The sequence below is a fragment of the Anaerophaga thermohalophila str. Valhall genome (genome assembly GCF_000250735.1).
GTDB classification, from domain to species: domain Bacteria; phylum Bacteroidota; class Bacteroidia; order Bacteroidales; family Marinilabiliaceae; genus Anaerophaga; species Anaerophaga thermohalophila_A.
The window spans coordinates 1-18550 of sequence record NZ_AHZV01000255.1 but is presented as its reverse complement, the minus strand read 5'-3'; the positions used below and the strand labels follow the sequence as shown (position 1 = coordinate 18550).

At 40.8% G+C, this 18550-nt stretch carries 18 protein-coding genes and 1 tRNA gene; 7 read left to right on the top strand and 12 right to left on the bottom strand.

The features are described 5' to 3' along the window. Nucleotides 1–194 precede the first annotated feature (194 nt). Nucleotides 195–1091 carry a nucleotidyltransferase family protein gene (locus OQ5_RS0113660; protein WP_016778024.1) on the top strand — a complete coding sequence of 299 codons (897 nt, stop codon included), beginning with the start codon at nt 195–197 and terminating at the stop codon, nt 1089–1091. Nucleotides 1092–1096: 5 nt separating this feature from the next. Here the strand turns inward: OQ5_RS0113660 and OQ5_RS0113655 are convergent. The 5 genes from OQ5_RS0113655 to OQ5_RS0113640 form a co-directional block, all read right to left on the bottom strand. Beyond that, nucleotides 1097–1170 (bottom strand) — tRNA-Thr (locus OQ5_RS0113655). 490 nt (nt 1171–1660) lie between these two features. After that, a complete protein-coding gene (gene nth / locus OQ5_RS0113650; RefSeq protein WP_016778023.1) occupies nt 1661–2311 on the bottom strand; it encodes an endonuclease III in 651 nt (216 codons plus the stop codon). 4 nt (nt 2312–2315) lie between these two features. Further along, nucleotides 2316–2591 (bottom strand): ZIP family metal transporter, encoded by a 276-nt coding sequence (locus tag OQ5_RS24755; protein ID WP_255297540.1) that lies wholly within the window; start codon nt 2589–2591, stop codon nt 2316–2318. Continuing rightward, nucleotides 2554–3132, bottom strand: coding sequence for a zinc transporter ZupT (gene zupT, locus OQ5_RS21135; RefSeq protein WP_255297539.1), 579 nt, complete (start codon nt 3130–3132; stop codon nt 2554–2556). Before zupT ends, OQ5_RS24755 begins: the two co-directional genes overlap by 38 nt. Before the next feature lie 32 nt (nt 3133–3164). Then, nucleotides 3165–3824 carry a metal-dependent transcriptional regulator gene (locus tag OQ5_RS0113640; RefSeq protein WP_016778022.1) on the bottom strand — a complete coding sequence of 220 codons (660 nt, stop codon included), beginning with the start codon at nt 3822–3824 and terminating at the stop codon, nt 3165–3167. A 459-nt stretch (nt 3825–4283) separates the two neighbouring features. Between OQ5_RS0113640 and OQ5_RS0113635 the strand changes: the two genes are divergently transcribed. The 3 genes from OQ5_RS0113635 to OQ5_RS0113620 all read left to right on the top strand — a co-directional run bounded on the left by OQ5_RS0113635 (nt 4284) and on the right by OQ5_RS0113620 (nt 7361). After that, entirely contained in the window at nt 4284–5435 is a 1152-nt protein-coding gene (locus OQ5_RS0113635; RefSeq protein WP_016778021.1) for an alkaline phosphatase, read from the top strand. Nucleotides 5436–5908: 473 nt separating this feature from the next. After that, entirely contained in the window at nt 5909–6574 is a 666-nt protein-coding gene (locus tag OQ5_RS0113625) for a peroxiredoxin (RefSeq protein WP_016778019.1), read from the top strand. A 139-nt stretch (nt 6575–6713) separates the two neighbouring features. Beyond that, complete coding sequence (locus OQ5_RS0113620; RefSeq protein ID WP_016778018.1) at nt 6714–7361, top strand: SagB/ThcOx family dehydrogenase; 648 nt, start codon at nt 6714–6716, stop codon at nt 7359–7361. A gap of 139 nt (nt 7362–7500) precedes the next feature. On the opposite strand, the gene OQ5_RS0113615 is transcribed toward OQ5_RS0113620, so the two are convergent. Together OQ5_RS0113615 and OQ5_RS24750 are read right to left on the bottom strand one after the other, a co-directional pair. After that, nucleotides 7501–8382: a carbohydrate kinase family protein gene (locus tag OQ5_RS0113615; protein WP_016778017.1), complete on the bottom strand. Its 882-nt coding sequence runs from the start codon at nt 8380–8382 to the stop codon at nt 7501–7503. 203 nt (nt 8383–8585) lie between these two features. After that, nucleotides 8586–8711, bottom strand: coding sequence for a hypothetical protein (locus OQ5_RS24750; RefSeq protein WP_016778016.1), 126 nt, complete (start codon nt 8709–8711; stop codon nt 8586–8588). Between the two features lie 82 nt (nt 8712–8793). On the opposite strand from OQ5_RS24750, the gene OQ5_RS22605 reads away from it, so the two are divergent. Further along, nucleotides 8794–9093 (top strand): helix-turn-helix transcriptional regulator, encoded by a 300-nt coding sequence (locus tag OQ5_RS22605; RefSeq protein WP_082179589.1) that lies wholly within the window; start codon nt 8794–8796, stop codon nt 9091–9093. Nucleotides 9094–9148: 55 nt separating this feature from the next. On the opposite strand, the gene OQ5_RS0113595 is transcribed toward OQ5_RS22605, so the two are convergent. Then, nucleotides 9149–9940 (bottom strand): family 1 encapsulin nanocompartment shell protein, encoded by a 792-nt coding sequence (locus OQ5_RS0113595; protein WP_016778013.1) that lies wholly within the window; start codon nt 9938–9940, stop codon nt 9149–9151. A gap of 12 nt (nt 9941–9952) precedes the next feature. Then, a complete protein-coding gene (locus OQ5_RS0113590; RefSeq protein WP_016778012.1) occupies nt 9953–10303 on the bottom strand; it encodes an encapsulin-associated ferritin-like protein in 351 nt (116 codons plus the stop codon). A gap of 802 nt (nt 10304–11105) precedes the next feature. On the opposite strand from OQ5_RS0113590, the gene OQ5_RS0113585 reads away from it, so the two are divergent. After that, nucleotides 11106–13106, top strand: coding sequence for a cation:proton antiporter domain-containing protein (locus OQ5_RS0113585; RefSeq protein ID WP_016778011.1), 2001 nt, complete (start codon nt 11106–11108; stop codon nt 13104–13106). 245 nt (nt 13107–13351) lie between these two features. Here OQ5_RS0113585 and OQ5_RS0113580 read toward each other — a convergent pair whose 3' ends face one another. Together OQ5_RS0113580 and OQ5_RS0113575 are read right to left on the bottom strand one after the other, a co-directional pair. After that, nucleotides 13352–14368 carry a 2-oxoacid:ferredoxin oxidoreductase subunit beta gene (locus OQ5_RS0113580; protein WP_016778010.1) on the bottom strand — a complete coding sequence of 339 codons (1017 nt, stop codon included), beginning with the start codon at nt 14366–14368 and terminating at the stop codon, nt 13352–13354. Nucleotides 14369–14371: 3 nt separating this feature from the next. Further along, the gene (locus tag OQ5_RS0113575) at nt 14372–16219 is read right to left on the bottom strand and encodes a 2-oxoacid:acceptor oxidoreductase subunit alpha (protein ID WP_016778009.1); all 1848 of its coding nucleotides are present in this window, start codon (nt 16217–16219) and stop codon (nt 14372–14374) included. Between the two features lie 860 nt (nt 16220–17079). Here OQ5_RS0113575 and OQ5_RS0113570 point away from each other — a divergent pair. Further along, a complete protein-coding gene (locus tag OQ5_RS0113570; protein WP_016778008.1) occupies nt 17080–17595 on the top strand; it encodes a gamma carbonic anhydrase family protein in 516 nt (171 codons plus the stop codon). Between the two features lie 3 nt (nt 17596–17598). Here the strand turns inward: OQ5_RS0113570 and murI are convergent, their stop codons facing one another. Continuing rightward, the gene (gene murI, locus OQ5_RS0113565) at nt 17599–18441 is read right to left on the bottom strand and encodes a glutamate racemase (RefSeq protein ID WP_016778007.1); all 843 of its coding nucleotides are present in this window, start codon (nt 18439–18441) and stop codon (nt 17599–17601) included. Between the last annotated feature and the right edge of the window lie 109 nt (nt 18442–18550).

The following is an 18550-nucleotide window of genomic DNA, read 5'->3' as shown; positions in this document are numbered from 1 at the left end:
GCAACACAGAGTTTGGCAACAAAGATGCTTTTTAGACCGGACTCATAATTAGATGTGAGATTATCAAATAATTAAAACTTAATAATTTAACATTATAACAACTTAACAACACTAACAACCCTAACACCCCTAACAATAGTAACAATAGTAACAACAGTAACAGCAGTAACAACCTATTAGATATAAGATGAATTATGAAACCAACACTCCTGATACTTGCTGCCGGGATGGGCAGCCGATACGGCGGATTGAAACAAATGGACGAACTGGGCCCCAACGGAGAGTCTATCATCGATTATTCGGTCTTTGATGCCATCCGGGCCGGGTTTGGAAAGGTTGTATTTGTGATCCGTCCTTCATTTGCAGATGCTTTTAAGGAGCGATTCGAAAGCCGGTTGAAAGGAAAAATTGATACAGAATATGTCTTTCAGGAACTGGAGAACATCCCGGAAGGATTTAAGGTACCCGAAGGTCGTGAAAAACCCTGGGGAACCGGACATGCTATGCTCATGGCCAAAGGTGTCATAAAAGAGCCCTTTGCCATTATTAACGCGGATGACTTCTACGGGAAGGAAGCCTACCAAAGTGCTGTCGATTTTATCAGGAACCACCCGGCCGACAACGAATATGCCATGATCGGCTATGCGTTAAAAAATACTCTTTCGGAACATGGAACCGTTTCACGCGGGGTGTGTGAAACAGATAGTAACGGATATCTTGAAGAAGTTACCGAACGAACAAAAATAGGCTGGGAGAATGGGAAAATCTATTTTTACGAGGGCGACCAAAAAACAGAGCTGACAGGCAATGAACCCGTCTCCATGAATTTCTGGATATTTAAACCGTCTTTTTTCGATGAGCTTGAGAAAGGATTCATCAATTTCCTAAAAGAAAAAGGAGGTGAGAAAAAATCGGAATACTACTTCAATGTTCGTGCCGATGAACTCATCAAGTCAGGCAAAGCCACAACACTGGTTATTGACACCAACGCCAAATGGTTTGGTGTAACCTACAAGGAGGACAAACCTGTTGTCCGGGAAAGTCTTAACAAATTAATTGAAAAAGGCGATTATCCCGGAAAACTGTGGTAATTCTGAGCCGGTGGGCGGATTTGAACCGCCGACCTGTTGTTTACGAAACAACCGCTCTGACCAACTGAGCTACACCGGCAAAAAATAAAGTTAAGACAAAATCCAATGGTTAATGATCCATTACCAATTCTTGAAGGCAGGCAGCCAAGCCGGGCATACGAATTGACTAATTAGTGCGTGTCTATAAACTCGCAAAAAAATTTTTACAGTATATGTGTCTGTTCAGAAAGTGTTATTTACAAGGCTTGCGAAGTCCGAAAATACGGAATTTACTCATCGTAAATGAGTAATTTTCGAACGAGCATAACACACTAAATGGCACTTTATGGACAGACACTAATTAATAAATTACGGTGGCCAACCAACAATCCCAGCCCTCTTTGTTCACCCCCACTAAAAGGGGAACTGTCTGTCCCGCAACACGAAACCCCGAGCTCAAAACTCACCCTCTATATCGGGAAATTCTGCATGGAATCCCGTGTATTCTTATTTAAATAACGCTTGTAAAAATAGCACTTTTAGAAACAACTTTTACCTGTTTGTTCAAATAAATTCCTTTTCAGAAAGTGCTAATCCCTCACAGCATTTTGTTTTAAATAATACTTACACCACATTTTCAGGCCGCATTGATCGCATTTTGGTTTTCTGGCCAGACAAACATACCTGCCATGCAAAATTAACCAGTGATGAGCAATGGGAAGTACCTCTTCAGGCAAATATTTTATAAGCTGCTTTTCGGCTTCAAACGGAGTTTTGGCATTTACCGTTAGCCCAATTCGGGCAGAAACTCTGAACACATGGGTATCCACTGCCAGGGCGGGCTTCTGATAAACCACAGATGCAATGACATTTGCTGTTTTTCGTCCAACACCGGGCAGCTTCTGAAGCTCTTTTACATCGTCGGGAACTTCACCCTTGAATTCATCACGAAGCATTTTAGCCATCCCTACCAGATGTTTACTTTTGTTATTGGGATAGCTGCAACTCTTAATCACTTCAAAAACATCTTCCGGTGTAGCATCAGCCAGTTCATTCTCGGTGGGCCACTTTTCAAAAACTTTTGGCGTAATGACATTAACCCGCTTATCGGTACATTGCGCCGACAAGATAACAGCTACCAGCAATTCAAAAGGATTGGTATATTTCAGCTCTGTTTCGGCTACAGGCATATTCTCCTGAAACCATGCAATGATCTGTTTAAAACGTTCTTCTCTTCTCATATTATCAAATAAACATCAATAAACTCAGGGCCATAACGCCCATTCCTCCAACAAGTCCGTATATTGATAAGTGATGCTCTCCATATTCCTGGGCAGCAGGCAACAGTTCATCAATGCTGATAAAAACCATTATACCAGCCACTGCCGCGAATACAATTCCAAAAACAAGCGGACTCATAAACTGCATCAGCAGAAGGTAACCGATAATTGCACCGATAGGTTCCGACAATCCGGAAAGAAAACTAAGCGTAAAGGCTTTTCTTTTTGTTTCCGGTAGCATAAAAAACAGGTACAGACACGGCAATGCCTTCCGGAATATTGTGTATGGCAATGGCAACAGCAATGGCAATTCCCAGATTAGGATCACTCATTGCAGCTGTAAATGTTGCAAGGCCTTCCGGGAAATTGTGGATACCGATAGCCAATGCGGTAAAGCCTCCCATACGCATCAATCGTTTATCTTTCTTTTGAAGACGCTGCTCCGGAGTCATATTTTCAATCATCTCCATTTCGTGAGGGTTCTCTCCCCTTGGAATAAAACGGTCAATAATTGCAATAAAAACAATACCCAGGAAAAAGGAACCAACGGTCAGCCAGGTCCCATCCTCATTGCCCAAAGCTTCAGAGAGAGAATCTTTTGCTTTGGAAAAAATCTCGACAAAGGAGACATAAATCATAACACCGGCTGAAAAACCAAGGCTTAGAGATAAAAATCTCGTATTGGTCCGTTTGGCAAAAAAGGCCATTGCACTGCCTATACCTGTCGACAACCCAGCAAAAAGTGTCAGCCCAAAGGCCAACCACAAACTACTCCAATCCATATTTCTTCAATTTTATTCCGGTTTGCAATAAACTATTGCTTCACACAAAAGATATTATCAGCCAGTTTCTCCGAAATCATGACTTTTTTGCTGTCGGGAAACTCAAGTTCAATACTGCCGTCAAACGAATAAACTTTTAAAACTTTTAGAACCATGTCTTTCCTGAGTCCGAAAGTTTCAAACATTTTAGAAACTTCAGAATCGCGGTAACGCAATTTCTTTATCTTGCATTTTTCCTGCTCCTCTATTTCAGACAATGGGACCACACCTTTTTCGGAAGGAACATTTCCTCCAATCCCGGGTATCGGATCACCGTGAGGATCAAAATCAGGGTGTTCCAAAAAACGGTTGATGTGTTCCATCAATTTGTCAGAGGTATGGTGTTCAAGTTTTTCGGCTTCCTCATGAACACTCATTAAATCCATTCCCAGAACTCTGTAAAGAAATAATTCCCACAGCCGATGTTTTCGAATGACCTTCAAAGCCATTTTTCGACCTTTATCCGATAACATCAAAGCCCGGTAAGGACGATAATCCAACAATCCCTGTCTTCCCAGTTTTCGTGCCATGTCGGTGACTGCCGCAACAGATATTCCTAACCGTTCCGCCAAAATACTGCTTGTTACGGAACTCCCGGTTTCCTGGCTCAACAGATATATGTTCTTTAAAAAATTATCAATAGAGACCGACATGATTTAGGCTTATTTAAAGACAAAGTTAAGTAAGCTTAAATACAAAAACAAGCTGATTTGAATTTTGTTCGTAATTTATTAACAAACATTTTACCCAAAACTTTTGTTATTACCACCAAAAAGCAACAATTTTAGGCTGACAAACTCAATGGAGATGATCGGTAGAAACCGCAAAATTTCAACTATGGATTTAGGTTGTAAAGTTGTTAGAATTGTTAGGATTGTTAGAATTGTTAGATGATATAACAACATATAACATTCTAATAACTTAATAGTTTAATAACTTTATAACTTAACAATAATAACAGCTATAATAATTCTAACTACTTTAATAGCCGTAGTCGTAACAACTTACTAAATGTAAGATGAGATGAATATAGGTACGTTTACTACAATAAGAATTTGTATAAGTTCTTACATAATAGTTCCATTCGACCTAAATAAACAAATTTTATACTAATGAAATCAAAAATGTTGTCATTGCTGTTGTTCTTTTTCATTGCAATTGGAGCAACCGGCCAGGAAGATTACAAAGACAAAAGGAATCTTAAAGAGACTTTTGTTAACAAGCAGAAACATGAGGTCGTAAAAACACCGGAAGTCTCTTCCCACCAAGGGAAAAAACCCAAAAACATTATTCTGATGATTGGTGACGGAATGGGAACGGCACAAATATTTGCTGCCTACACAGCCAACGGAGGCAGACTTAACATTACAAATATGCCATATTCCGGTTTCATTACCACTCAGAGCTCAGACAATTATATCACCGACTCGGCTGCCGGAGGTACAGCACTTTCAACAGGAAAAAGAACATACAACGGGGCCATTGCAGTTGATGAAAATAATGAGCCGCTTACAACTATTCTCGAATATGCAGAACAAAACGGCTTATCGACAGGAATGGTTTCATCGTCGGCCATCACCCACGCTACGCCTGCCTCTTTCATCGCTCACAACGAATCACGTAACAACTACGAAGATATAGCTGCCGATTTTCTGAAAACCGATATCGACATATTTATTGGTGGTGGTAAAAGTTTTTTCGATGAACGACAGGACAACAGAAACCTTCTCAAGGAATTGGAAAACAAGAACTACAGAATTTTCAATTCAATTGAAGAGGCTTCAGCCGTCAACGAGGCACCAATGGCTATATTAACAGCTTCAAAGCATAATCCCCGCTGGCCGGAAAGAGGAGAACTTATTCCCGAGGGAACGGAAAAAGCAATCAAAGTACTTGGTAAAAACGACAAAGGCTACTTCCTGATGGTGGAAGGTTCTCAAATTGATTGGGGCGGACATGAAAACAACACGGCTTATATTGTTGAAGAAACACTTGACTTCGACCGTGCAGTTGGTAAGGCTTTAGAATTGGCTGCCAGTGACGGTGAAACATTAGTCATTGTTACCGCCGATCATGAAACCGGCGGTATGTCCATCGACAATGGCGATTTTAAAAAGGGAGAAATTCATGCCAAATACACTACCGGGGGGCATACCGGAATAATGGTGCCGGTATTTGCTTTTGGCCCGGGTGCTGAACATTTTACAGGTGTTATGAAAAACACGGATATTTTTCATAAAATGTATCAACTCTTCGGTTTTTAATTTCCCCTCAGGAATTTAGATAAAAACAGGCAGAAGTTTAACAGGCAGAAGTTAGAAGAACGGTCCGGAAAGAAGGGTGCAAAGAGCAGGGGGCAGGAATATAAACTAAATTCAATATACTCCTTCCTTGCAGGCAGTTTACTTAAGTTATTGGCCTAATGGTACTCGCGACTTTTATACATGCCCTTTTATGGCGGATATGAGAAATCAAAGCTCCATGTTTCGTTTCATTCCAACAAAGTTTATCGCTTGTCTGTCTGTCTTCTGCCTTCTGTCTTCTGTCTTCTGCCTTCTGCCTTCTGCCTTCCCATTCCTTTTATCTAAAAATGCGGCCTTTTCTATCAAGTCTTTGACTACATAAATTTCGTCTATAACATATCGAAATTATTGATTTGACTTCAATTAAACATCAAGCTAAATTTGTCAAAGATTTTACAAATCATATTCAAAAACCCATAAAAAATTTTGTAACGATGGAAAATCAAGAACAACAAGAATTTTATCCAATGCCACGCATTGGTGATCAGGCACCAGACTTCACTGCCATGACCACGAAAGGTCAGATCAAATTTTCTGATTATGCTAAAGACAAATGGATCGTTCTGTTCTCACATCCGGCCGACTTTACGCCGGTGTGTACAACAGAAATGAGTGGCTTTGCTCAACGAAAAAAAGAGTTTGATGAGCTGAACACTGAACTTGTCGGATTAAGTATCGACAGTATTCATGCTCACCTGGGATGGGTATCGAATGTAAAAGAAAAAACCGGCGTATACTTCGATTTTCCCATTATTGCCGACCTCGACATGAAGGTATCGAAACTGTACGGCATGCTTCAGCCCAATGAAGCCGAAACTGCGGCGGTACGTGCTGTATTTTTCATCGATCCTTCCAAAAAGATTCGCCTCATCATGTATTACCCACTGAATGTGGGACGTAATATGGATGAAATCCTGAGAGCACTCAAGGCTTTGCAAACGACCGACAAATACAAAGTTGCCTTGCCGCTCGACTGGAAACCGGGTGACAAAGTGATTGTTCCTCCGCCTAAAACGCTGGACGAGATGGAAGCCAGAAACAAGGAAACGGGAATTGAGCGTATCGATTTCTATTTATCAAAAAAAGACCTTAAGGTGTAATTCCTTAAGTTCATCAACAATCATGACACCATAAAAACCAATAGACTCATTGAACCGGGGCATTTTTCTGTCCCGGTTTTTTGTTTTTAAACGGAAAAATGATATAATGGTCTAAGAATAAACTCAAAATCAAAACGCTATGAAAAAAATTTTTTTACTCTCAGCTTCAATCTTTATAATTACTGTATCTTCTATCGGACAGTCGCAAACCATTAAGCTACCCGCTCCTGAAAAAACCGGCGGAATGCCACTCATGAAGGCTCTGAATGAGCGACACAGCAGCCGCGAATTCAGTAGGAAAGAATTGTCAAAACAGCAATTATCAAATTTATGCTGGGCCGCATGGGGCTACAACCGGAAAGATGAAAAAAAACGAACCGCACCTTCATCCATGAATAAACAGGAAATGGAATTGTATGTTGTGATCGAAGAAGGTGCCTATTACTACAACGCCGAAGAACATCAACTGGAACGAATAAAGGAGGGCGACCTTCGTCCCTATTGCGGAAAACAGGATTTTGTGGCAACGGCACCGGTTAACTTTATTTATGTTGCCAATATGAAAAAGGCAGGAGTGGAAAATCCGGATGACATTACACCCGAACATTTAATGACTTCGCATGCCAACACAGGCTTCATTGCACAGAATACCTATCTGGCTTGTGCTTCGGAAGGTCTCGTATGCGTTGTCAGGGCCTGGATTGATAAACCGGCTTTAGAAAAAGCTCTGGGATTGTCTCCTTTTCATAAAGTAATTCTGGGACATACTATTGGGTATGGAGAATAAGAATTATATATCGTGAATAATGAAAATCGGAATCAAATAGATTGTAGGGGGATACTTTTCAAAATTGGTATCCCCACATTTTTCTCCTTTAGAATATTTTACTTGGCCTTTATCAATAGGGAAGCATCGGTTAAATACTTTATTGGCTAATCCCGGACACCAGTTCCTTCGGGATATCAGGCATTGCACCGGTCCGGGTGCAAACAAATGCCGAAATTTCAATAGCAGAACGATGAATCTCTTTCAGCGATTTGCCTGCCAGCAACCCAAAGGTCATGACGGCGGTGAATGAATCTCCTGCTCCTACCGTATCTGAGACCTCCACTTTCGGAGTTTTCATTTCTGACATCTCCTCCCTGGTAATTAATACACTCCCTTCACTGCCTTTGGTAAGAGCAATCATCCGCAGCTCATACTTCTCCAATAATTGTCGGCAAACGGACACATCATCTCCTGAGAGACTAAAGAGCTTTCTCAGCTCCACCAACTCTTCATCGTTAATCTTAAACACGGTGGCATTTTCGAGTGAGCTTTCGATAATCTGACGACTGTAAAAAGATTGTCTCAAATTGACATCAAAAACTCTGATACATTTCTCCGGAGTCATTTTTAAGGCCTGCTGAATAGTGTTACAGGAAACTTCTGATCGCTGTGCCAGTGAGCCAAAACAAATGGCACCTGCAGACATAATGACCTCCTTTGCCACATCGTTCAACGCAATAAAATCCCACGCAACATTCTCATTTATGACATAATCAGGAACTCCCTTCACCAACTTTACATCCACCGTTCCTGTTGGTTTGTCAACACGTGAAATACCATTCATCAGGTTTCGCTCCTGAATAATCTTCAATATTTCATCTCCCTCTTTATCTTTACCAACAGCACTGACTACTGCTCCCCGTGCTCCCATTTGCTGAGCGTGCCAGGCAAAATTGGCAGGTGCCCCGCCCAATTGTTTGCCTTCGGGCAAAATATCCCACAGGATCTCTCCTATTCCGACTATAAGTTTTTTCTCCATGACTTTATATTTTGGGAACTACCCGCTGCCTTCAGCCCAACAGGTCAGTGTTGCCGTTTTTACACGACAATACCCGGTTTAATATAATGGCTTAAGGGAATGGGTATCTTGGCTTTATTCTTCCTTTAATCTTAACTCTAACTCAATCTCTTCCAGCGATTTTCCTTTGGGTTCCGGCATTTTTGCCAGAATAAACACAAAACCTACGACGGTAAAGACCAAAAAATGGAAGACACCGTTCCGGAAATGGCTGCCATGTTTACTCCAAAAATCAAACTTCCCATCTCTGCTACAATGATGGGACACAACAAATTTTTCTCAATCTTCATGTCTTTATATTTTTGCCAATTGATTTGGTCTTTATTTCCAAATAGATTTTAATTCTCTTACCTGGGATGACAGAACTTTAGTTTGAGCAGATTCAACCACATCCACATTATTCAAAAGTCCCGGAGAAATACCAGGTTGATCATCGAAATAGGGTTGTCCCGGATTCATTTATATCGAAAAATGAAAGCTCTTATGGATTTTACACCTTCCGAATACATTGGCAAGTTTAGATTGCATAAAGCAAAGCAAATACTCGAACAGCAACGAGGAAATATTTCAGGTGTTGCAATGGATGTGGGTTTTACTTCACCAGCCTATTTTTCGAAAAAATTCAGGGAGGAATTTGGGAAAACACCGTCTGCCTTTATTGGTAACCAGTAAAAAAGGCGCAAGGTAAACAACCAGACGCCTTTAAAATTATCTTTTTTACACAATCCTATTTCAAAACAACCACCGCAGCAGGATCAATCACCTGAAAGGTGAAAGACTCTGTAAAATAAAGCTGAACCGTTTTTTGGTTGTGCGATTCATAACCAATAGAGATGTCCTGTCCTATTACCATTTCAAAGTCACCGCCACGTTCTGAAACAAGATAGGCATCGTCAATATAGGGAGCCATAATTATAGAGCCCCCCAAAAGACTCTCGACCCGTTTCCGCAAAGGATAGCCCTTACCGGAAGAATTGAATCGCTGCCACAGGTCAGTATTTAATACCAGAGAATAAGGTCCCTCAATGGAACCTGCTTTCAGCTTAGCGATGCCTTCCGAAATAACCCTGATGATTTCGTCATCATCACCCGGCAAAGAAAGCGGATCATAATCAGAACATTCTTTAATACCCTTTATATTGCCAGGTTTAAAACCATTGTAAATTGCATCCTCTTCAAAACGGGCGAGCTTACGGGCTGCCTCTTCCATATTGTCAAGGTCAATATCTTTCGCACCTCTTGCGATATTATCGAGTTCCCAAATATTCAATTCAAAAGGAATACGGGTTTCTATAAGCGGTAAAACCTGGTGTATCCCGTATTGCACCTCACCATTCTGTCCTTTCGGAACATCTACCCGCCCCAGTGAAAGCGCCGGGAAATCCCATCCTTTAGGTCCTTCAACATCCACAAACTTACGGGCCGATAGTACAGAGGTGAGTACTTCAACAGCACTTTCGTTAATCTCTTCCCATGCCTTATCGCATATAGGAGCCATTGATTTTCTTAAAATATCCATAGTTATCCTCTTTTATTTTTTGATTTTTCCAATTCCTAAAGAATCCGAACTTCCTGCATTACCACCGCCTTCTTCTCCTTCTTCCAGTTCGGTAATATCGCCTTCTGTAAACAAGTAGGTACGTAACTCCTCGTCCCAACCCGGCATATTCCTGCGAAGCCATTCAATGGTCATACATGCGTGCTCAATCTCTTCATCCCTGTTGTGAGCCAAAATCTTCTTAAGCGATTCATCCTCGGTGAGATCAACCCGCTGATGATACCAGTCCACAGCTTCAATCTCCTCTTTCAAACTATTCAGCGCTCTTGAAAAATTTCTCGCCTCTTGCGACAGTTCTTCTGCCGGCTCATGATAATTTGACATAGCTTTTCTTTTTTATTGATTATTTTATCACCATAAAAATAGTAAAAGTTATGGATAAGTGAAGAGTGAAGTAAAAAATGTTACGGCTGTTAGTGTTGTTAAGTTGTTAGTGTTGTTAATGTTGTTAGTGTTGTTAGTGTTGTTAATGTTGTTAGTGTTGTTAGTGTTGTTAGTGTTGTTAATGTTGTTAGTGTTGTTAAATTATTAGTTATTAGAATCTTATAAGTTTTATTACATCATCAGGCGTAAGACACTAACAATCCTGAGCTGGCAGAGCCGCTGCCAAAAAAATTTATTCATTATCTGTCTAAGCTACGTAGCTATTATCATTAGGCAATAGTGGTTAGGCAATAGTGGTTCAGCAAGTACTGAATAGTTTGCCAAAAAACACAAATATCCTGGATAACACCCTAACAATCTAATAACTAACGCCTAATGACTATTGTCTATTGTCTAACCACTATTGTCTAACCACTATTGTCTATTGACTAAACTACTTATCTAATAATCTATTCTTGACCTATTTGCTATAGAAGTATCATATAATTGATATTTGAATTATTAGTTGTATAAAACTCCTTCCGATTACAGGGGCCATGCTTCATTCAATAAAATTGAAGTATCTTTGTTCAATAGATCGTTAGGCGCTTAGCGGATAAAAACCAACATGTTGTTTTACGCCGGCTAAATTTCCCGTAGGGGCTTTTTCAGGCGAGTGCTGAAAAAACATAGGCTCTATCTAAAAATCTAATGATCTAACAATCTATTTTTTACCAGAATACGATCGGTCAATTATTACGTTATGGAATTTACAATACTTAAAGACATACTCATCATCTTTGCTCTTTCTACACTGGTCAACTATGTCTTTACGAAAATAAAAGTACCTTCTATTGTTGGCTATCTTATCACCGGGGTTCTGGCCGGGCCTCATCTGACAGGAATTATCAATGATGTGGAAAACATCGAAGTGCTGGCAGAAGTTGGTATTGTACTTTTGCTCTTCACAATTGGTCTGGAGTTTTCTCTCAAACATCTGATAAGAATCCGGAAAATAGTCTTCTGGGGTGGATTTCTTCAGTTCTCCCTGACAACGCTGATCGTACTGGGAATTGCCAGAATGTACGAACTTGATTTCAGGGGAGCCCTGTTTGTAGGCTTTTTGACAGCATTGAGCAGTACAGCCGTTGTTCTTAAGATTTTGCAGGACCGGTCTGAAATCACCTCAAATTATGGAAGAACAGTTCTGGGTATTCTTATTTTTCAGGATCTCATACTGGTGCCCTTATTACTCTTTACGCCTATCATCGGAGGAGAATCCACTAATATCCTGAATGAAATATTCTGGATGGGGCTGAAATCATTGGCTATCATCCTCGTTGTAATTTTCGGCAACAAATGGTTTATGAACAGGGTACTCCATGCCATAGCGATGACAAAGAACCAGGAGCTGTTTTTAATGAGCATTCTTCTTATATGTCTTTCTGTTGCATTCTTAACGGCTGAACTGGGGATGTCTCTTGCCTTTGGGGCTTTTCTTGCCGGCTTGATGATATCCGAATCGGAATACAGCCATAATGCTTTCGGACACATAATTCCCTTTAAGGATACTTTTTCATCCTTTTTCTTTGTCTCCATAGGAATGCTTCTCGATCTGCAATTTGTAATTGATAATATTAGCATTGTGCTGATAACAGTGACTATGGTGATATTAATCAAAATGATCATTGCCAGCGGAACTGCTTTTCTGCTTGGACATACGTTCCGGGGGGTGGTGCTGGTGGGTCTTGCACTGGCACAGGTTGGAGAATTCTCATTTATTCTTGTCAAAATGGGACAGAACTATCAAATCATTTCCAATTATTATTATCAGCTTTTTCTTGCTGCAGCAGTCATAACCATGTCAATATCACCACTTCTGATGATGGTGGGTCGGCCTATAGCGAATGCAGCCATGAAACTGCCTTTACCCAGAAAATTCTTAGAAGGGATTTTCCCTCTTACACAAATTGATATTCCTGAGATGAAAAACCATCTCGTTCTCATAGGGAAAGACCCCAGAATTCTAAGCATGTCGGTAATGGCTCGTCACGTTAAAATCCCCTATATTTCAATAATCTTCGACCCTGCCATTGTTAAAGAACGACAGAAAAAAGGCGAAACAGTTATTTATGGGGATGCCCAAAACACGCCGATACTTGAAAAAGCACATATAAGAACGGCCGGTGTTATTGTCCTCTCAATCGGTGATGTTGTAACAGCCATGGCTGTTACTGAAAAAGTCAGAAACCTTAATCGTCATGCCCCCATTATTGTCCGTACCCGTCAAATCGATGATGCAGAAGACCTTTACAAATTAGGCGCCACCCAGGTAATTCCAGAAGAATTCGAAACAGCCATAGAATTATTCGAGCGTGTACTCAACAAATTCCTGATGCCACGTGATGAGATAGAAGTAATCATTGGTGGTATCCGTAAAAACAATTACGGATTGGTAAGAGATGTAAAAAAACGACCGCGTAAATCAATTCTCAGCCAGTTGCCAAATCTCGAAATTTCAGCTCTTAAAGTTGATAAAGATTCCCCGATAGCAGGTCATTCCCTCTCCGAAATCGCTTTCAGAAGTACTTATGGCGTGACAGTGGTGGCCTTGAAACGTAAAGAAAAGATCATAGACCATCCCGGCCCCGACACAATTTTATGCAAAAACGATATTGTTTATGTTTTAGGGAAAGAAGACCAAATAGCTCATGCTGTAAGTCTCTTTAAGAAACAGACCGAAAAAGAAGACAAACAAAATTAAAACAGAGAAGGCCGCTTTCAATGCATTTGATGAAAACCAGCCTTCCCAACAATATCATGTCTATGTAACCATAGTGAACAGACACCATTAAGTGCCTGTCTATAAAGCAGGAAAAGTTTTCTACTTATTATATGAGTTTGTTCAGAAAGTGTTATTTACAAGGCTTGCGAAGCCCGAAAATTACTTATCGTAAATGAATAATTTTCGGACGAGCGTAACACAAAATGGCACTTTAAGGACAGGCCCTATTTAACTTCCCATACCTCACCCGAAGTAACCAGATCATGAAAAGTTTTAATCTTCGATTTATTCCTGATCTCTTCAATCTGCTCAGCGGCACACTGATCGTAAACCGGAGCTTCAGCATCTCTGATTACGCCGAGGGCCACAGGGAAATCGGGATATTCCATATCGGCAAGCTTGAGATGAATGGTGGGGTCTTCGGAATGGGCGTCATGAACCAGAATATCCTTTTCGGTAATCCCGCCTTCTCCGATTGTTACCACGCGAAGCTTTGTCCCGTCCAAAACAAGTCCCATGTTGCGGTCTTTCCCAAAAACCATAGGCTTTCCATGTTCCAGAATAATGGTTCTGTCGTCTTTGAAACGTTTATCGGTGATTTCCTGATGCGTATTATCATTGTAAATGACACAGTTTTGCAACACCTCTACAATAGATGTTCCCTCATGGCGGGCTGCAGCTTTCATCACCTCCACCGATAATTTAATCTCCTTATCGATGGTACGGGCGAAGAAATAGCCTCTGGCACCAATGGTTAATTCACCAGGCCGAAAAGGATATTCAATGGTTCCGTAAGGTGAAGTTTTGGAAATAAACCCCCGCTTTGAAGTAGGTGAATACTGCCCTTTAGTCAGGCCATATATTTGGTTGTTAAACAAAATAACATTAATGTCCACATTTCTGCGGATGGCATGAATAAAGTGGTTTCCACCTATGGCCAGGGCATCTCCGTCACCTGTAATTTGCCAGACACTAAGCCGCGGATTGGCCACCTTTACACCGGATGCAATGACGGAGGCCCTTCCGTGAATGGTATGAAATCCATACGTATCCATATAATAAGGCAGACGGGAAGAACAACCAATACCAGAAATCACAGCCACTTTTTCCTTGGGTAGTTCGAGTTCGGCAAGTGTCTTTTGTAAGGCATTTAGAATGGCATGATTACCACAACCCGGACACCACCTCACATTCTGATCACTTTTATAGTCAAGAAAAGCAAGTTTTTTATTATCAGCCATAGCTTATTTTTCTAAAATTTTTTCAAAATAATTTTTCAATTCGGCAACGGTAAAAGGCAAACCTTCGACTTTGTTATATTGGTCGAACGTAATATCAGGAAATTTACTCCTTAAATATCCGGCAAATTGTCCAAGGTTAAGTTCGCAGACAACAACTTTGGAATATCGCTTTAATACCTCATAGCTGTTTTTAGGAAGAGGGCTTATATAGCTAAAATGTGCCAGGGCTGCTTTCTTTCCATCTTTCTGAATTTCCTCAAGGGCAGTATACAAATGACCGAATGTTCCACCCCATCCCACGATCAGTAATTCCGCATCTTCATCACCATGAATTTCCAGAGGGGGAATAAAATCAGCAATCCGGTCAATCTTTTGCTGTCTGATACGCACCATTTTATCATGATTATGGTGATCGTAGGAAACGGCGCCCGTAAGAAAATCTTTTTCAAGGCCTCCTATCCGGTGCTGATAACCGGGTGTGCCCGGTAGTGCCCAATAGCGGTTCAATTTTTCCGGATCGCGTTCGTACACATTCCACTCCTGGGCAGGTTTTTCAACAAAGGGAGGTATGATATCCGGAAATTCGTCATTTTCGGGAATACGCCAGGGCTGGGTTCCGTTAGCCAAAAAACCGTCCGACAATAAGATAACAGGAGTCATGTGCTCAATAGCCACTTTTGCAGCATAAAAAGCATAGTCGAAACAGTTAACAGGTGAACTGGCAGCCATAACAACCAGTGGACTTTCGCCATTACGTCCGTAAAGTGCCTGGAGAAGGTCTGCCTGCTCGGTTTTGGTTGGAAGCCCTGTACTCGGACCTCCCCTTTGAACATCAACAACCACCAAAGGAAGCTCGGCCATAACGGCCAGCCCAAGGGCTTCGCTTTTCAGAGCCAGCCCGGGCCCCGAAGTGGAGGTAATTCCCAAATTGCCGGCAAAACTGGCTCCAATAGCTGTTGAAATACCGGCTATTTCATCCTCGGCCTGAAAAACTTTAACGCCCAGGTCTTTCCTGGCCGATAATTCCTGTAAGATTTCAGTGGCGGGAGTAATAGGATAAGATCCCAAAAAAAGCTCCAGGCCGCTTTTCTCAGCTGCCAGCAAAAACCCCCATGCTATGGCACGGTTGCCGTTAAGATTCCTGTAAACACCCGGCTTTACATCTGCCGGTGAAATATGATATGAAGGCGTTCCGGCCTGAATGATAACGCCATAATTATAACCAGCCTCAAGAACACGAATATTAGCTTCTGCCACCCGTTCATTCTTCGAAAACTTATCACGGATTATTTTTTCCGTATCCTTCAACGGCCGGTTAAAAAGCCAGAAAACCAATCCAAGAGCATACATGTTTTTGCTTCTCAGGATGGTTTTGTTATCAAGCTCCATGCTTTTCAGACTCTCTTTGGTTAGTGTGGTAATCGGAGCTTTAATGATATTATAACTTCCAAGATTGTCTTCTTCTATAGGATCATTCGATTTGTAACCAGCTTTGGCAAGATTTTTATCGTCAAAACTATCTACATCGATAACAATGGTAGCTCCCGGCTTAAGCCATTCAAGATTGGCCTTTAAAGCGGCAGGATTCATGGCCACAAGCACATCTGCCTTGTCGCCCGGAGTATAAACCTCGCTGTGTCCAAAATGAACCTGAAATCCCGAAACCCCTCCGATTGTTCCCTGCGGGGCCCTTATTTCAGCAGGAAAATCCGGAAACGTTGATATATCGTTTCCATAAACGGCAGATGAAAAAGAGAAAAGTGAGCCGGTTAACTGCATCCCGTCTCCGGAATCACCCGAAAACCTTACAACAACTTCCTCTCTCTCAATAACTTTAGATTTTTTAGCCATAATTTAGCTCATTGTTGATTATTGTCCTGTGTAAAATAGATTGTTAAGTAAAAAAAACACCAGAACCTTTTTATAGATTCCGGGTTTAAACCTTAAATCCACTCTTAAAAGTCTCTTTTTGATAGTCGCATTGTTACAGGTAATTTTTAACTCCTCATTAACACTTAGTTAACCCCTTGAGTTCAAAAAATCCCCAGCGCCTCAACCTTGACAAAAACAGCTATTTTAGAAGCAAACTCAACCATAAAATTTAAAGTAAAGTTAGATACTAATTAATAACATGAAGTTGACATTCGTCAGATTTTACAACATTAAAAGGTGCTTTTCAACAGTTACCTTATATTTGTATCCTGAACTAACAGTTTATCCAAGGATTGATGAGTGTGGTATAAAAGGACATATTTTTGTCAAAATCAAGGCGTTTTAATTTTTGTACCGAAGTTAACCCTTTGTTAATGAGGAAGCAAAAATTTAAACCAACAAAGAGTTTTGCAACAAAAATGCTTTTTAGACCGCACTCACTAATTTAATCAATACTTAGTTATACTTTTAGAGATGTCTGGTAATTTGTGTCTGTCCATAAAGTGCCATTTACTGTGTTATGCCCGTCCGAAAATTACTCATTTACGATGAGTAAACTGCGTATTTTCGGACTTCGCAAGCCTTGTAAATGACACTTTCTGAACAGACACATGATAAGTAGGAAACTTTTCCAACTTTAAAGACAGACACTAATTAATTGTTTCCACAGTCAATGGCACAAACCTCAACTCTCTCATATTAAAACCCTTGCGTTATTTCGCCTCTGCGTTTAGGCTTTTTAAAAAAATATTGTTAATCTTATTACTAAAAAAAGAATAATGGCTTTAATAAAATCAGTAAGGGGATTTACCCCGAAGATAGGGAAAAATGTATTTCTGGCAGATAATGCCACGGTAATAGGCGACACAGAAATTGGCGACGATTGCAGTATATGGTTCAATACTGTTCTTCGTGGCGATGTAAACAGCATTCGTATCGGAAATAAAGTCAATATCCAGGACGGAACGGTTTTGCATACGCTCTATCAGAAATCGACCATCAATATTGGTAATAATGTATCCATCGGGCACAATGCTACCATCCATGGGGCAACAATTAAAGATAACGTGTTAATTGGGATTGGAGCTACAGTACTTGATCATGCAGTTATTGGTTCAAACTCTATTATTGCGGCCAATGCATTGGTTCTCACAGGAACCAAAATTGAACCCAATAGTGTTTATGCGGGCGTTCCGGCCAAAAAGGTAAAAGATATTGAACCGCAACAAACAAAAGAGATGATAGAAAAAATAGCCAACAATTACCTGATGTATGCCGGTTGGTATAAAGAATAATATCTAAAAGTGCAGTCGTTCCGATTTAACCGGAAAATCAAGAAATACGCTGGCTGCTTCATCAAATTTTTCGGGACTTTCGGTTGTAAAAAAACGGCAGGTCCCGTTTTTTGTGCATTTTTTATCGATTTCGGGATGACGTAACAAATAGTCTTTCAAACTTGCCGAAACAATTTTGCCCTGTGACAGAACTTTAACGTGTTCCGGCGTATACTTTTGAATCAGCGGCATTAACAAAGGATAATGGGTACAACCAAGAATAAGAGTATCGATTTTCGAGTCACGGGAGAATAACAAATTCAAATCGCGCCTGACAAAAAAATCGGCACCCTCGGAGTCAGACTCATTATTCTCGACCAATGGCACCCACATGGGACATGCCTGCTGAGTAACAACAGCATCGGGAAGGAATTTACGTATTTCCAGGATATAAGACATAGATTGAACCGTTCCCGTGGTGCCTAAAATTCCAATATGCCGGTTCTGAGTAACATTTACCGTCTGTTCAGCACTGGGACGCACAACTCCAAGTACTCTCCGCGTTGCATCATAGCGTGGAAGATCGCGTTGCTGAATGGTTCGTAAGGCCTTCGCCGAGGCGGTATTGCAAGCAAGAATCACGAGGTGTACCCCCATGTCGAACAGTTTAAGCACCGATTGTAATGTATACTGATAGACCATTTCAAATGAGCGGGTTCCATAAGGAGTGCGCGCATTATCCCCCAGATAAATAAAGTCGTAATCCGGAAAATCATTCAGAAATTCATTCAAAATGGTCAGTCCGCCATAACCGGAATCAAAAACTCCGATAGGCCCTTTGGATGAAGCATTCTTTACAGGTTCCATTTAATGCATACTGACATTATACAAACGAAGGTACAAATTTATCAATTAACATAAAAGGCCGGGAAAATACTTTCTCCGACCTTTTATGTTACTATTAATAAACACTACT